The 13,780-nt window shown below is 54.2% G+C and carries 16 protein-coding genes; 15 read left to right on the forward strand and 1 reads right to left on the reverse strand.

The annotated features are described in order from the left end of the window. The first annotated feature begins 5 nt into the window (after nucleotides 1-5). From qcrB to MKZ24_RS16825, 4 genes are all read left to right on the forward strand, one after another. On the forward strand, nucleotides 6-677 hold the full coding sequence (qcrB, locus tag MKZ24_RS16810; protein WP_020427667.1) for a menaquinol-cytochrome c reductase cytochrome b subunit: 672 nt from the start codon (nucleotides 6-8) through the stop codon (nucleotides 675-677). 97 nt (nucleotides 678-774) lie between these two features. Next, on the forward strand, nucleotides 775-1,650 hold the full coding sequence (locus MKZ24_RS16815; RefSeq protein WP_042138609.1) for a menaquinol-cytochrome c reductase cytochrome b/c subunit: 876 nt from the start codon (nucleotides 775-777) through the stop codon (nucleotides 1,648-1,650). Nucleotides 1,651-1,740: 90 nt separating this feature from the next. Beyond that, nucleotides 1,741-2,388, forward strand: a complete 648-nt coding sequence (locus tag MKZ24_RS16820) for a DUF1405 domain-containing protein (RefSeq protein ID WP_340784734.1) — start codon at nucleotides 1,741-1,743, stop codon at nucleotides 2,386-2,388. A 55-nt stretch (nucleotides 2,389-2,443) separates the two neighbouring features. Then, entirely contained in the window at nucleotides 2,444-3,349 is a 906-nt protein-coding gene (locus MKZ24_RS16825; RefSeq protein WP_340784736.1) for a sporulation protein YpjB, read from the forward strand. 420 nt (nucleotides 3,350-3,769) lie between these two features. On the opposite strand, the gene MKZ24_RS16830 is transcribed toward MKZ24_RS16825, so the two are convergent. Continuing rightward, a complete protein-coding gene (locus MKZ24_RS16830; protein ID WP_340784738.1) occupies nucleotides 3,770-4,642 on the reverse strand; it encodes a YitT family protein in 873 nt (290 codons plus the stop codon). Nucleotides 4,643-4,809: 167 nt separating this feature from the next. Between MKZ24_RS16830 and MKZ24_RS16835 the strand changes: the two genes are divergently transcribed. The 11 genes from MKZ24_RS16835 (at nucleotide 4,810) to panD (ending at nucleotide 13,697) form a co-directional block, all read left to right on the forward strand. Continuing rightward, nucleotides 4,810-5,139 (forward strand): nucleotide pyrophosphohydrolase, encoded by a 330-nt coding sequence (locus tag MKZ24_RS16835; RefSeq protein WP_042237600.1) that lies wholly within the window; start codon nucleotides 4,810-4,812, stop codon nucleotides 5,137-5,139. A gap of 59 nt (nucleotides 5,140-5,198) precedes the next feature. Beyond that, complete coding sequence (locus MKZ24_RS16840) at nucleotides 5,199-5,720, forward strand: tetratricopeptide repeat protein (protein ID WP_042237599.1); 522 nt, start codon at nucleotides 5,199-5,201, stop codon at nucleotides 5,718-5,720. Nucleotides 5,721-5,753: 33 nt separating this feature from the next. Continuing rightward, nucleotides 5,754-6,557 carry a 4-hydroxy-tetrahydrodipicolinate reductase gene (dapB, locus tag MKZ24_RS16845; RefSeq protein ID WP_340784740.1) on the forward strand — a complete coding sequence of 268 codons (804 nt, stop codon included), beginning with the start codon at nucleotides 5,754-5,756 and terminating at the stop codon, nucleotides 6,555-6,557. 15 nt (nucleotides 6,558-6,572) lie between these two features. Further along, entirely contained in the window at nucleotides 6,573-6,995 is a 423-nt protein-coding gene (gene mgsA / locus MKZ24_RS16850) for a methylglyoxal synthase (RefSeq protein ID WP_039309895.1), read from the forward strand. Further along, on the forward strand, nucleotides 6,995-7,699 hold the full coding sequence (bshB1, locus tag MKZ24_RS16855; RefSeq protein ID WP_042237595.1) for a bacillithiol biosynthesis deacetylase BshB1: 705 nt from the start codon (nucleotides 6,995-6,997) through the stop codon (nucleotides 7,697-7,699). The genes mgsA and bshB1 overlap by 1 nt, the downstream gene beginning before the upstream one ends. A 92-nt stretch (nucleotides 7,700-7,791) precedes the next feature. Next, on the forward strand, nucleotides 7,792-8,949 hold the full coding sequence (bshA, locus tag MKZ24_RS16860; RefSeq protein ID WP_042237593.1) for an N-acetyl-alpha-D-glucosaminyl L-malate synthase BshA: 1,158 nt from the start codon (nucleotides 7,792-7,794) through the stop codon (nucleotides 8,947-8,949). Nucleotides 8,950-8,959: 10 nt separating this feature from the next. Further along, a complete protein-coding gene (locus MKZ24_RS16865; RefSeq protein WP_340784746.1) occupies nucleotides 8,960-10,453 on the forward strand; it encodes a CCA tRNA nucleotidyltransferase in 1,494 nt (497 codons plus the stop codon). Next, entirely contained in the window at nucleotides 10,443-11,243 is an 801-nt protein-coding gene (locus tag MKZ24_RS16870; RefSeq protein ID WP_445324168.1) for a biotin--[acetyl-CoA-carboxylase] ligase, read from the forward strand. The genes MKZ24_RS16865 and MKZ24_RS16870 overlap by 11 nt, the downstream gene beginning before the upstream one ends. 319 nt (nucleotides 11,244-11,562) lie before the next feature. Beyond that, nucleotides 11,563-12,429, forward strand: a complete 867-nt coding sequence (panB, locus tag MKZ24_RS16875; RefSeq protein ID WP_042237591.1) for a 3-methyl-2-oxobutanoate hydroxymethyltransferase — start codon at nucleotides 11,563-11,565, stop codon at nucleotides 12,427-12,429. A 1-nt stretch (nucleotide 12,430) separates the two neighbouring features. After that, nucleotides 12,431-13,321, forward strand: a complete 891-nt coding sequence (panC, locus tag MKZ24_RS16880) for a pantoate--beta-alanine ligase (RefSeq protein ID WP_340784748.1) — start codon at nucleotides 12,431-12,433, stop codon at nucleotides 13,319-13,321. After that, nucleotides 13,314-13,697 carry an aspartate 1-decarboxylase gene (gene panD, locus MKZ24_RS16885; protein ID WP_039308797.1) on the forward strand — a complete coding sequence of 128 codons (384 nt, stop codon included), beginning with the start codon at nucleotides 13,314-13,316 and terminating at the stop codon, nucleotides 13,695-13,697. Before panC ends, panD begins: the two co-directional genes overlap by 8 nt. Nucleotides 13,698-13,780: the final 83 nt, after the last annotated feature.

Consider the following 13,780-nt stretch of genomic DNA (forward strand, 5'->3'; position numbering starts at 1 on the left):
ATCCAATGTTTAAAAATGTCTATAACTGGATTGACGAACGTCTGGATATTACGCCGATCTGGAGAGATGTTGCCGACCACGAGGTTCCCGAGCATGTCAATCCGGCCCATCACTTCTCAGCCTTTGTCTATTGCTTCGGCGGACTTACTTTTTTCATAACCGTCATTCAGATTCTGTCAGGCATGTTTCTGACGATGTATTATGTACCCGATATCATAAATGCCTATGCCAGTGTGGAGTACCTTCAGACCAAAGTTGCTTTCGGTCAGATTGTCCGCGGGATGCATCACTGGGGAGCGAGTCTGGTCATTGTCATGATGTTTCTTCATACGATGCGCGTATTCTTCACCGGCTCTTATAAGGCTCCGCGCGAGATGAACTGGGTGGTCGGGATGCTGATCTTCTTCGTTATGCTGGGGCTGGGATTAACCGGCTACCTGCTGCCTTGGGATAACAAGGCGTACTTCGCAACCAAGGTTACCCTGGAGATCGCGAACTCTGTTCCGGTTATGGGGCCGGTGCTGAAGGAGCTGATGCAGGGCGGTACGATTGTTGGCGCCGAGACGCTGACCCGCTTCTTCGCCCTCCATGTATTCTTCCTTCCGGCGGTCCTGCTTATACTGCTGGTCGGACATTTCATTATGATCCGCAGACAAGGAATTTCCGGCCCATTGTAATTGAGGCTACCAAAACTTAAGAGTATGCTTCCGAAGCGAGTTTTGTACGAAGCGGTTCGAGAAGCAGAGGCTCACAAAACTTTTAGGAGGAACGGTCATGGCGCATAAAGACGACTCCAAAGAGAAGGTGGTATTTGTAGGGGATTCCCGGGTCCGCAGGGGCAACGGGTTCATTACTCCGCCTGACTATTCGGCCTATCCGGGCAAATCTGAAGCTTTTATACCTAACTTTCTGCTTAAGGAATGGATGGTTGGCGTAGTGGTGCTGGTGGGTATTCTGGTTCTGACGATATCGGAGCCGGCTCCGCTCGGATTTCCCGCGAATGCCACAGCTACGGTAATTCCTATCCCGGACTGGTATTTTCTATTCCTTTACCAGTATCTCAAGCTGCCTTATGCATCGGGAGATTATATTGTACTGGGAACGCTTGGTGTGACCGGTGTGGCGTTTGGGTCACTGCTCCTAGCCCCCTTCCTGGATACGGGCCGTGAACGCCGCTTCTACCGCAGACCGATTGCTTCCTCGCTTATGTTCCTGTCCCTTGCGGCCATTGTGTACTTGACCAATACCGCCTGGACGGAATACAAGCACGAAATGGCAGAGACCGGACAGATTCCTGAGGATGTGCAGCGTGAGGAGAAAGCGGCCGAGAACAGGGCGGCTGGCTTGCCTACCACCACTGTCGTCCAAACAAAGGACATTGCCATTGTGGACAAGGATGATCCGGCGATGGCGCTCTATAAGCAGGCCAGCTGTGTATCCTGTCACGCGGTAGATATGAAGGGCACCGGAGGGCCGCCTTCACTGCGCGGGGTCGGGGATAAGCATGATAAGGCAGCGATTCTTACTATTATTAAAGAAGGCAAAGGACAAATGCCTCCGATGTACGAGACCGCTATGGGAGCGGGGCTGTCCGAGCAGGATATTGACGATCTGGCCGGCTGGCTTGCCAAACAAAAAAGCGAACAGTAAAATAAAATTAACGCAAACCTGATCGTGCATGCGGTCAGGTTTTTGCTCGTGCAGAACTTATGCTGCTACAGTCGGGAGGAAGTTGTCTATATGCCGGTTCATTGGTTTGAGAGATTATTCAGGGACAGAAGGATCATCTGGCTGTTGTTCATTGTGAATCTTCTGGGTACGGTTTACGGATACATGTGGTATGGCAATCAGCTGGCGTTCACGGCTGAGAATTATCCTGTCTGGCTCTTGCCTTTTGTTCCGGACAGTCCTACGGCCAGCCTGTTCTTTACCATTGCATTATTGCTGCTGCTCTACCCGCCGAAGGGGCTCACGGGAACCCTGGTTCGTCAGCTGATTGAGGCGCTGGCTGTAGTCACATCGGTGAAATACGGCATCTGGGCGGTCAGCATGATTGTTGCCGGCGGATATCAGGGTGATACGGTTAACTGGAAAGACTGGATGCTGATGATTTCCCATACCGGGATGGCGGTTGAGGCGCTGATCTATGCGCGCTTCTTCTCGTTCCGCAGAATGCTGCCCGTTGCACTGTTATGGACTTTCGCGAATGATATGGTGGATTATTCTGAAGGCGTATTTCCGTGGCTGCCATCAGTACTGGATGATGATGTCAGTGCCGTACAGTATTTCACCATGGGTCTTACCTTGTTCAGCACAGCTGCCGCATGGTTATTCGGCGGCAGGACAAGGCGTCCTGTACTTCCGGCCAAACCTGCTGAGAGGCACTGACAGGCTGTTCTAACTCTTGTCCTTCCGCCATACATTAAGGTGGGAGGGATGTCTCATGCCGCGCAGGAGAAGGTTCATACTGTCTGGGATTGTGTTGTGCTGGCTGTTGGCTGGCATGAATGGAGGTAGGGTTCTGGCCGGAGCGGAAGCAGCGGTGGCTGGTGCCAATTCCGGAACGGAAGCATACATAGAGGCAACAGGATTCACCGTCAGTGATCCCGCTGCCCTCACCGGCAGAAGCGGGGCGCAGCGGCTGGAGCAGGCAGCTGAAGCCCTATATGCTTATGTGCTTGAAGGCGATGTGGTCAAGGCTAGGCAGGAGAGTGAGGAGATCTCGCAGATCTTCATCTCCTCTTCCTTCGAAGGGTTGACATCGGTAGAGGGAATCCATGCGCTCTCTACAGTGATTATGGACATGAAGTCTGCAGTGGCTGCTGTAGAGGCTTCTCCCCAGCGGTGGGAAGCTGCCGCAGCCAGGCTCCGGCTCGCCGCGAACAGTCTGAATCACCCCCGACAGCCTATGTGGCTGCAGTATTACAAGCTGGTCCGCGAGGATCTGAATAATATGGAGCAAAGCGCTGCCGCTAATGATCTGAAGAGCTGGAAGGCTGCACTGGCCAGACTGCAGAGCCGGTATGATAATATCCGGCCTGCGGTGATCATCTCCCGGCCGCCGGAGGCCGTCAATACGTTTGATTCCTGGATCTCCTATGCCCAGGGAATCGCCACCTCTGCGCAGCCGGTGGAACGGGCCCGGCTGCTGGAGATTGTGTCTTACGGGCAGGATGCAGCCCGGGTCATGTTCGGCAAAGAGCGCGATGAGCCGGCGTTATCACTGCCGCTGGCCCCGCAGCAGTACGGGGCCTGGGGGCTGCTGGCAGGCGCGTTCATCCTTACCGTGCTGGCCTACGCCGCCTACCGCAAGTACCGGGGCCAGAACGGGGATTGGAAGGCTGTATAGCTTGGGAGGAAGCATTCGCTGAAGCTGGTGGACTTCCCCTCAGGTATGAATCCTCAATACTCACAAAAGCTCCCTTCCCGCTGAGGCGGATGAAGGGAGCTTTTGTGAGTTTGATTATAAACCGCATCCGAAACTACAGCTAACGGGTAAGTACAATGTCGCTGACTGAGTGAGAGTATCTTAACTGTATCTTACAGTTTACAAGGTATAAACCAAAAAGTTGTATGTCTTACAACTTGGATATGTAAATAGAGAGTTTTCGGGAAGATTGTTGTATGGAATACAAGAATTCCACTGCTAAGCCGCTTGGAGGAAGCGGATTGCTGCCTTTTATACAACAATTCTGGATAACGGCCAAGAACATGAGGGAAATGTTGTACTGTGGGCAGGATTTCATGTTAAAAGCTTCCCCAAAGCTAATCAGGTTTCCCGGAATCCCTCACCGTGCACATCATGAACATCGCTGATAATGACGAAGGCCTTAGGGTCAACGGATTTGACCAGCAGGCTGAGCCGGCGGATTTCCTGTCTGGAAACAACGCAGTACACCATGTGTTTGGCCTGTTTGGAATAGGCTCCAATCGCCGGGATTAATGTGACGCCGCGTTCCATCTCTGCGGTAATCAGCTCGGCAATCTGCGGAGCATCATCACTGATGATGGTGAACGCTTTGGCGGCATAAGCGCCCTCTTGAATGAAATCAATGACACGTGAAGCAATAAAGACGGCGACTAGGGTATACAATATTTTTTCGCGGGGGATATAGAGCAGGGATACGCCAATAATGATCACATCGACTGCCAGGATAATCTGTCCCATACTCCAGCCGAACTTGCGTCCGAGGATCCGCGCTACAATATCTACCCCGCCGGTGGTACCGCCGAAACGGAAGACAATCCCCAGTCCCAGCCCCAGTGTTACCCCGGCATATAATGAAGCAAGAATAAAATCATGCTCCGTACTGAACGTTACAATCCAGCCTGCATTAATCATTCGTTCGAACAGCCAGAGGAAAAAGGACAGGGCGCCGATACCCACGCCTGTGTAGACGATCTGATTCGCCCCCAGCACCTTCCAGCCAAGCAGGAAGAGCGGGAGATTCAGCAGTAATGTGGTCAAAAAGATCGGTATGCTAAAGGCATAGTTGAGCAGGATGGTAATCCCTGTAACGCCGCCTTCCATCAGCTGATTGGGTACAATGAAGTACAGAAGTCCAAAGGCGTAGATTGCAGCTCCCAGCATGATTGGGGCAATGGTTTTGCTGATGGTGCTGAATTTAATTGATGATTTCATATAATCCCTCGCCTATGCCTCTAATGGGCAGTTTATAGGTATTTACTCTCACGGATACAGCTGCAAATCCACGAAGACTTTCAAAAAAGATTTGTCTTCAAAACGTCTTTACGATAACATAGGGGCAAACAGATGGCAAGAACATACGGGGGGTGAAACAACAATTTATGGAAAAAAGTCTTAGTGATATACAGCGTGAGGTTGATCAGTATATCTCACAATTTAAAGAAGGCTATTTCAGCCCGCTGTCCATGCTGGCCCGGATGTCCGAGGAAGTTGGAGAGCTGGCCCGGGAGGTAAACCATCAGTTTGGCGAGAAACCGAAAAAAGCGAATGAAGCCGATAATTCGATCGAGCTGGAGCTGGGCGACATTCTCTTCATTACCGTTTGTTTCGCCAATTCACTGGGCATAGACCTCACTGAAGCCCATAACAAGGTTATGCATAAGTTCAATACACGCGATGCCGGGCGCTGGACGCTCAAAAACACCGATTAGGCCTTCACTACATATGCTGTACCAAACGAACGGGAATTAGCCGTGAGGATGGTGAGGATATGAATCATAACGACTATGTAAAAGCGGCATACCGCTCTATTCTGCGCAGTGACTTCGCTGAGGCCATCACTTTGTTCGAAGCGGCCATTGCGGCCAGTCCGGATGATGCTGAGGTAAGGTACCGCTGCTCTATCACCTATGCCCGCAGCGGAATGCTGGAGAAGGCTCTTGAACACGCTATAGCAGCGCGCAAACTGGATGATTCCAAACCGGAGTATGAGCTGCACCTCCAGCATTTGCAGGCGCTGCAGCTGGTGCAGGAAGCGAAACGGCTGCTGGAGGATGAGGCGGCGGTACCGGTGAATCCATACCGTCCGGTTACCTTGCTCAAAGAAGCGGTATCGCTTGACCCCTTATATGGGGATGCTTATGTATGGCTGGCTATTGCACACAGCCGGATGAACGAGCATCTGCAGGCGATAGCTGTACTGAAAGAAGTGATGTCGCTGCATCCGGATGATACCGGTCTGCGTCAACTGATGAAGGATCTGCAGAAATCACTGCAAAAATATATACAATAATATCAGAGCCAGGGAAAGCGAGGAGGAATTCATTTGAGCGACAAGATCAGGGTTATTGTCTCCGGAGCCGGAGGGAGAATGGGCAAAGAAGTTTTGAAGCTGGTGCTGCAGGATGATGAACTGGAGCTGGCTGCAGCTGTCGACCGCTCTGCGGGCGACAGCGATGCCGGCCGGATGGTTGGCCTTGAGGATAGTGGTGTTCGGGTTACTTCGGACCTGGAGGCAGCTCTTGCAGGAGCTGCTGCAGATGTGCTGGTGGACTTTACCATTCCGCAATCTGCCTACAGCAATACTGCCCTGGCTATTAAATATGGCGTTCGTCCGGTGATCGGGACTACAGGATTTACGCCTGAACAGATCGCCGAGCTGGACAAGCAATGCCAGGATCAGGAAATCGGTGGACTCATTGCACCGAACTTCTCCATCGGAGCCATTCTTCTAATGAAATTTGCGGCTCAGGCTGCCAAATATTTCCCGCACCTGGAAATAATCGAGTATCATGGAGACCAGAAGCTGGATGCGCCGTCAGGAACAGCCATTAAGACGGCTGAGATGATCTCTGAGGCACGGCAGGAGCTTCGCCAGGGGCACCCTGGGGAAGAAGAGATTATTGAGGGGGCGCGCGGCGGTTACTATAACGGGTTCCGGATTCATAGCGTACGTCTTCCCGGTGTTTTTGCCCAGGAGGAAGTGGTGTTCGGCGGGTTTGGACAGTCGCTTAAGATCCGCCATGATTCATACGAGCGTGCCGGGTATATGCCTGGAGTCAAGATGGGAATCCAGAAGGTGATGGGATATACCGGTTTGATTTACGGATTTGAGCATTTTATAGAATAGACGGGGGAGAGCAACATGTTAAAAATCGCATTTATCGCACATGACCGCAAAAAAGATGAGATGGTGAATTTCGTAACCGCCTATGAGCATGTATTTGAAGGGCATCAGTTATATTCCACCGGAACGACCGGACAACGGATTATGGAAGCAACCAAACTTGTCATTCACCGCTATATGTCCGGCCCGCTGGGCGGAGATCAGCAGATTGGCTCCATGGTGGCGACGGATGAGCTTGATTTAATTATTTTCCTGCGTGATCCGCTGATGGCACAGCCGCATGAACCGGATATCACGGCGCTGCTCCGCCTGTGTGATGTATATGGAATCCCGGTGGCTACCAATATTGCCACAGCGGAAATTCTGGTAAAGGCAATCGACCGCGGAGATTTCGGCTGGCGCGAGCTGGTACATAAATACAAACCGGGTGTGGATGAATAATGAAACTCGACATTCTGGTATTCGGTGCTCATGCCGATGATGCGGAGATCGGCATGGCGGGAACCATCGCCAAACATACGGCTGCCGGCTTCAAAGTGGGGATGTGTGATCTGACACAGGCGGAAATGTCTTCGAACGGTACGGTGGAGCTCCGTAAACTTGAGGCTCAGCAGGCTGCAGACGTGTTGGGGGCTGCGGTGCGTACGAACCTGGGACTTCCTGACAGGGGGCTCTATATGACAGAGCACTATCTGGCGGCAGTGACTGCGGAAATCCGCCGCTATGCCCCTTCCATAGTGTTCGCCCCTTACTGGGAGGACAGGCACCCGGATCATATCGCCTGCAGCAAGCTGGTGGAAGAAGCCGTATTTAACGCCAAGCTGCGTAAGTATATGCCGGACATGCCTTCTATCCCTGAACCGCAATTATATTTCTACTTCATTAACGATCTGGGCCGTACCGATCTGATTATCGATGTATCGGAACAATATCCGCTCAAAGAGCAGGCGTTGTCCTGCTACCGGTCGCAATTTGGCATACTCCCTGGTGAGGATGCTGTGAAGACCCCTTTGACAGAAGGGTATATCGAGCGCGTCCGTTCGAGAGATATGCTGCTCGGACAGCGGAGGCTCATTCCTTATGCAGAAGGGTTCGCCAGCAAGGTGCCGCATACGGTGGATTACTTCCGTGTTGCCGGTAAATAAGGCGCAGATTTGAAAAAGACCGAAAAACAACTATAATAAATCCATGTCATTACTTGAAGTAATAGATTGATGTAAAATGAAGGGGCGGAGCTATGGACCGGCTTAAAATAGGCATCACTTGTTATCCGTCTCTTGGCGGCTCGGGCGTAGTGGCAACTGAACTGGGCAAGCTTTTGGCCGAGAAGGGCCACGAGGTCCACTTTATTACACACAGCATCCCGTTCCGGCTGGGAACGTTTCAAAAAAATATATTTTATCATGAGGTAGAGGTTAACGATTATTATGTGTTCCGTTACCCGCCTTATGATCTGGCGCTGGCGACCAAGATGGCTCAGGTAGCCAAGATGCAGAAGCTGGATCTGTTCCATGTGCATTATGCGGTGCCGCATGCCGTCTGTGCTTTTCTGGCCAAGCAGATCCTGGGCAACGACATAAAAGTGGTTACGACCCTGCACGGCACGGATATTACGGTACTGGGCCAGGATGAATCCCTGAAGGATCTGATCCGCCTGGGCATTAACGAGAGTGACGCGGTGACTGCCGTCTCCCAGGATCTCATCAAGGAGACTCGTAAGGCGCTTGATATTACACGGGAGATTGATCTGACCTATAATTTCGTGGACAAACGGGTGTATTATCCCCGTGATGTAACGGACCTGCGCGGCGACTTCGCTGCTCCGGATGAAAAAATCCTGATGCATATCAGCAACTTCCGTCCGGTTAAAAGGGTAAGTGATGTGGTGGATGTATTCGCGAAGGTGAATAAACATCTGCCTTCACGTCTTCTTCTGGTGGGGGAAGGGCCTGATCTGCCGAAGATCCAGGCCAAAATCAGCGAGATGGGCCTGGATGACAAAGTGCGGTTTCTGGGTAAGCAGGATGAAATTGCCCAGGTGATTTCACTGGCTGATCTGCTGCTGCTCCCTTCAGAGAAGGAGAGCTTCGGGCTCGTTGCCCTGGAGGCGATGGCTTGCGGCGTTCCGACCATCGGGTCCCAGACCGGCGGGATTCCAGAGCTGATTCAGCATGGCAAAACCGGATTCCTCGCGCCGGTCGGAGATACTCAGGCGATGGCTGACTATGCGGTTCAACTGCTCTCGGACGATGCGATGGCAGAAAGCTTCAGATGCGCCTGTCTGCAACGGGCCTGTCATGATTTCAGCAGAGATATGATTACGAATCAATATGAAGATATATATTACCGCGTGCTTGGACGCAAGGTACTCGGATTGGATCATATCCGGGGGTAAGGAGCAGGGCATGGAATGGACAATGGCATCATCCGGCATGGCGGAAGCCGCCGGCACCGTCATCACCGGTCTGCTGGCGGGCGGGCATGAAGCTTATTTCGTGGGCGGCTGCCTGCGCGATGAACTGCTGGGCAGACCGGTGCATGACATGGATCTGACCACCTCTGCTCTGCCGGAGGCGGTTATGGCCCTGTTTCCGCGCTGTGTTCCTACCGGGCTGGCTCATGGCACGGTAACTGTGCTGCAGAATGGTTATAGCTTTGAAGTTACGACGTACCGGACGGAGAGCGGCTATGCCGATCACCGCCGTCCGGAGCACGTCTTTTTTGTGAGTGATGTGAAGGAGGACCTCCGCCGCCGCGATTTCACGATCAACGCCATGTGCACCGGGCTTAATGGTGTGCTGATTGATCCCTTTGGCGGGGAGCGGGATCTGCAGCTCCGCCGTATCCGCTGTGTGGGCCAGGCGGAGGAACGCTTCGGCGAGGATGCGCTGCGGATGCTGCGCTGTGTGCGCTTCGCCTCCGTTCTTGATTTCGCTATCGCCAAGAATACATGGCGCGGCCTGATGCGCCAGCGGGATAAGCTGGCGCATATTGCTGTGGAGCGGGTGCGCGCGGAGGTCGAGCGCATCGTAGAGGGCCCGCATCCGCAGCGCGGGCTGGCCCTCCTGCTGCGCAGCGGTCTGCTGCCGCGCGGCAAAGCGCCGTTCCCGTGGACCGGCAATGACCTGGCGGCAGCCGCCGCCCGTACAGCCGGTCTGGAGAACCTGCAGGACGCCCGCCTGCGGTGGGCGCTCCTGCTGCATGCCCTGGGCTCGTCCGCCGCTGCGGCGGATGAGCTCCTGCGGGCATGGACGTTCCCGGGGACGACGCGGGTAAGCGTCGTCGCCGTGCTGCGCGTCCGCGAAGCCTGGGACGCGGCGCTGTCTTCGGTGGCACCGGAGGCTCCGGGTGCCACCGAAGGCCTGCGGCGGCGGTGGATCGCCGCCGTGCTGGCCCATGGCCAGTCAGCCGCCGAAGGGTGGCTGACACTGCTTGCGGCGGCTGAGGATGCCGCCGCGGGGCCTGTCCCTGCGCCGGATCTGGCGCAGGGCTTAGCGGGCGCGGCGCTAGCCAGTCGTGCCCCCGGCCAAGCCAGCCCCTCCGCCGATGCGCCTGCCCGGCCAGCCCCCGGCGAAGCCAGCCCCTCCGCCGATGCGCCTGCCCGGCCAGCCCCCGGCGAAGCCAGCCCCTCCGCCGATGCGCCTGCCCGGCCAGCCCCCGGCACAGCCAGCACACAAGCCCGGCTTCTGCGCTCCTGGACCGCAGCTATGCCGCTCCGCAGTCTTGCGGAGCTGGCGGTGACGGGCCACGAGCTGGCAGAATTGCTGCAGAAGCAGCCCGGGCCATGGCTTGGCGTGCTGCTGAACAAGCTTCTGCTGGCAGCAGCTGCCGGCGACACTGCGAATGACAAACAATTATTGCTGCAGGAAGCACAAAGGATGGATAGAGATGAAGAGTGATGATACGCTGCCGTCCGGCCATATGAAGCGGGAGACCTTTGTTTCAAGCTGGCCTGGCGAAATCGTACGGATGGATTCGGTGGCGTCTACACAAGAGGAGGCCAAGAAGCTGGCCGAGAACGGTGCTCCTGAGGGCACCGCGATTATGGCCGAGGAGCAGACCGGCGGCCGGGGCAGAATGGGCCGCAAGTGGCATTCCCCGCGCGGCAAGGGAATCTGGATGAGCCTGGTGCTGCGTCCGAATCTCCCGCTGTCCCTGACCCCGCAGCTGACTCTGCTGGCAGGTGTAGCTGTCTGCACGGCGATCCGTGAGGTTACCGGGGTTCCTGCCGGCATCAAGTGGCCTAATGATCTGCTGGCCGGCGGACGCAAAATTTGCGGCATTCTGCTTGAATCCTCCCTTAGGGAAGGCGGCCTTCATTACTGTATCGCCGGAATCGGCATTGCCGTTAATTTGACCCGTGAAGATTACCCGGCTGAACTGCAGGAGGTGGGAACCTCCCTGCTGATTGAAGGGGGCGGCATTCCCGTTGACCGTACCAGGCTTACGGAAGCGGTGCTGGCTGAGCTCGAATTTCTGTACATTCAATACATAGAGCAGGGCTTCCGGCCTATTCGGGAGCTCTGGGAGTCGATGTCGGTTACGCTGGGCCGCCAGGTGTGTGTGAATACGCCGCAAGGCCGCACCGAAGCCACGGCCGTTGGTCTGGATGACAACGGAGGACTGCGGCTGCGCAATAGCGCAGGTGAGATTACCAGCGTGCTGTCAGGGGAAATCGAAATGATCTGAGCGTCAAGACATGCCGCCTTATGTCATATTTTTAGGTGTAATTGTCTGCAGATTTTGTTATAATAGCCTCAGAGGCGGCATCGCTATGGCGAGCTGTACTTAAGCAACTGAATTTTTATAGAATTGTTTTACCGGATTTACCTTCATAACTGTATGTAACGGTTACGTTGGATTCTGCTCTGAGCCGTAAGGACCGAGACAGAAGGGACGATCGCGAGTGACTCTTTTTTGCCCTTCGGACCTTTTTAGCGGACCATGCTAAAAGGTTTTTTTGTTTGCGCGGTAACGCGTATTTTATGGAAAAGGGGAATGAGAGCTAATGGCTGAGAAACATCCGCTGAATATTATCAAAATGAAAAAAATGAAAACGGAAGGTGTGCCGCTGAGCATGCTGACCGCTTATGACTATCCATCAGCCCTGCTCGCCGAGGAGGCAGGTGTCGACCTGATTCTGGTAGGCGACTCGCTCGGGAATGTCGTGCTTGGTTACGATACCACCCTGCCGGTTACCATAGACGATATGGTCTACCATACCCGTTCGGTGAAGCGCGGGGCGCAGAACACATTTATCATCGCGGATATGCCTTTTATGACCTATCACGGAAGTGTGGATGAGACCTTGCGCGGGGTGCGCAGGCTGATGCAGGAAGGCCAGGCCCATGCCGTCAAAATGGAAGGCGGCCTTGAAATCTGCAATGCGGTCTCCGCTGTAGTTGCCGCCGGCGTGCCTGTTCTCGGACATATCGGCTTGACTCCGCAATCGGTGAATATGATCGGCGGCTACCGGATCCAGGGCAAGGATGCCAAGGATGCACAGCGGCTGATCGATGAAGCGAAGGCGCTTGAAGCTGCCGGAGCCTTCGGTATCGTGCTTGAACTGGTGACGGAAGAAGTGGCCGCAGCCATCTCCAAGGCAATCAGTATTCCGACCATCGGCATTGGCGCTGGCCGCTATTGTGACGGTCAGGTCCTGGTCTTCCATGATGTGCTGCGCTATGCCTCCCCTTACCGGGAGAAACGGTTTGTCAAAACCTATGCCGATGTCGGCAGTCTGATCCGTGAAGGCATCAGCAGCTATGTACGGGAAGTGAAAGACCGCTCCTTCCCGGCAGAGGAACATGTGTTTAATGCGGATGAAACGGTACTGGAATCCCTATACGGCGGTACCGGCAAAGGAGCGAAATAAGATGAGAGTAGTCAGAACGATTGCACAGATGCGTGAAGCGCTGGAATATATGCGTCAAGGCGGCCATGGGCCGGTCGGTTTTGTACCTACCATGGGTTATCTGCATGAAGGCCATGCCAGCCTGCTGCGCGCAGCAGGTGAGAAGAGCGGCACAGTGGTGATGAGTATATTTGTCAATCCGCTGCAGTTTGGCCCTAATGAGGATTTCGCTTCCTATCCCCGCGATGAGCAGCGTGATCTGGCGCTTGCTGAACGCGAGGGTGCGGATATTGTATTTATACCTAGTGTCGAGGAAATGTATCCCCAGCCGATCCGCACGGGAGTATCGGTATCTTCACTTACTACACAGCTCTGCGGAGCTTCGCGTCCGGGACATTTTGACGGAGTGACTACGGTGGTCAGCAAGCTGTTCAATATTGTTCAGCCGGATTATGCCTTCTTCGGGTTGAAGGATGCCCAGCAGGTAGCTGTTCTCCGCCGGATGGTAGCGGACCTGAATATGAATGTTGAAATTATCGCCTGCCCGATCGTGCGGGAAGAAGACGGACTGGCTCTCAGTTCACGCAATGTATATCTGAGCGCTGAAGAACGCAGACAGGCACTGGTGTTGTCCCGTTCCCTGCGCGAAGTCCGCCAGGCATTGGAAGACGGCAAGCTGAGAACAGTGAATGAGGCGCGGGAGATGCTGGTTTCGGTTATTGCTGAATCCCCGCTTGCGGTCATCGATTACGCGGAAATCCTGACTTTCCCGGATCTGGAGAGCCTGGAAGGCGGCAGTAAGCTGAGTGCTGCCGGCGGAGAGGTGATTATGGCACTTGCTGTGAAATTTGGCAGAACCCGCCTGATCGACAATAATGTATTTATTCCCAAGGAGGCTCACGCTCTTGTTTAGACATATGATGAAATCCAAAATTCACCGTGCTACCGTCACCGAAGCCAATTTGAATTATGTCGGCAGCATTACCATAGATGAGAATCTGATGGAAGCCGCGGATTTGCTGGAGAACGAGAAAGTGCAGATCGTGGATAACAACAATGGTTCCCGGCTGGAAACCTATGTAATCCCGGGCCCGCGCGGCAGCGGCGTTATTTGTCTGAACGGTGCAGCCGCTCGCCTCGTGCAGCCGGGGGATACCGTTATCATCATTTCCTACGCGATGCTGTCATCCGAAGAATTGGCGGACCATAAGCCGACTGTTGTATTTGTAGATGCCGACAATCAGCCGGTGAAGCTGGCGGATCATGAGATTCACGCGACGATTGCCTAAATCCCGCTGTTTGAGCCATGTAATCAATGGCAGGGATGAAGACACCCAGACTTGTGAAAAATGAAGTCAGGCAAGCTTAAGCT

The sequence above is a fragment of the Paenibacillus sp. FSL R7-0297 genome, from assembly GCF_038009025.1.
GTDB lineage: Bacteria > Bacillota > Bacilli > Paenibacillales > Paenibacillaceae > Paenibacillus_AQ.

Coding starts and splice junctions, on each gene's coding strand:
- qcrB (WP_020427667.1), top strand. CDS start 6: ATGTTTAAAAATGTCTATAACTGGATTGACGAACGTCTGGATATTACG.
- MKZ24_RS16815 (WP_042138609.1), top strand. CDS start 775: ATGGCGCATAAAGACGACTCCAAAGAGAAGGTGGTATTTGTAGGGGAT.
- MKZ24_RS16820 (WP_340784734.1), top strand. CDS start 1,741: ATGCCGGTTCATTGGTTTGAGAGATTATTCAGGGACAGAAGGATCATC.
- MKZ24_RS16825 (WP_340784736.1), top strand. CDS start 2,444: ATGCCGCGCAGGAGAAGGTTCATACTGTCTGGGATTGTGTTGTGCTGG.
- MKZ24_RS16830 (WP_340784738.1), bottom strand. CDS start 4,642: ATGAAATCATCAATTAAATTCAGCACCATCAGCAAAACCATTGCCCCA.
- MKZ24_RS16835 (WP_042237600.1), top strand. CDS start 4,810: ATGGAAAAAAGTCTTAGTGATATACAGCGTGAGGTTGATCAGTATATC.
- MKZ24_RS16840 (WP_042237599.1), top strand. CDS start 5,199: ATGAATCATAACGACTATGTAAAAGCGGCATACCGCTCTATTCTGCGC.
- mgsA (WP_039309895.1), top strand. CDS start 6,573: ATGTTAAAAATCGCATTTATCGCACATGACCGCAAAAAAGATGAGATG.
- bshB1 (WP_042237595.1), top strand. CDS start 6,995: ATGAAACTCGACATTCTGGTATTCGGTGCTCATGCCGATGATGCGGAG.
- bshA (WP_042237593.1), top strand. CDS start 7,792: ATGGACCGGCTTAAAATAGGCATCACTTGTTATCCGTCTCTTGGCGGC.
- MKZ24_RS16865 (WP_340784746.1), top strand. CDS start 8,960: ATGGAATGGACAATGGCATCATCCGGCATGGCGGAAGCCGCCGGCACC.
- MKZ24_RS16870 (WP_445324168.1), top strand. CDS start 10,443: ATGAAGAGTGATGATACGCTGCCGTCCGGCCATATGAAGCGGGAGACC.
- panB (WP_042237591.1), top strand. CDS start 11,563: ATGGCTGAGAAACATCCGCTGAATATTATCAAAATGAAAAAAATGAAA.
- panC (WP_340784748.1), top strand. CDS start 12,431: ATGAGAGTAGTCAGAACGATTGCACAGATGCGTGAAGCGCTGGAATAT.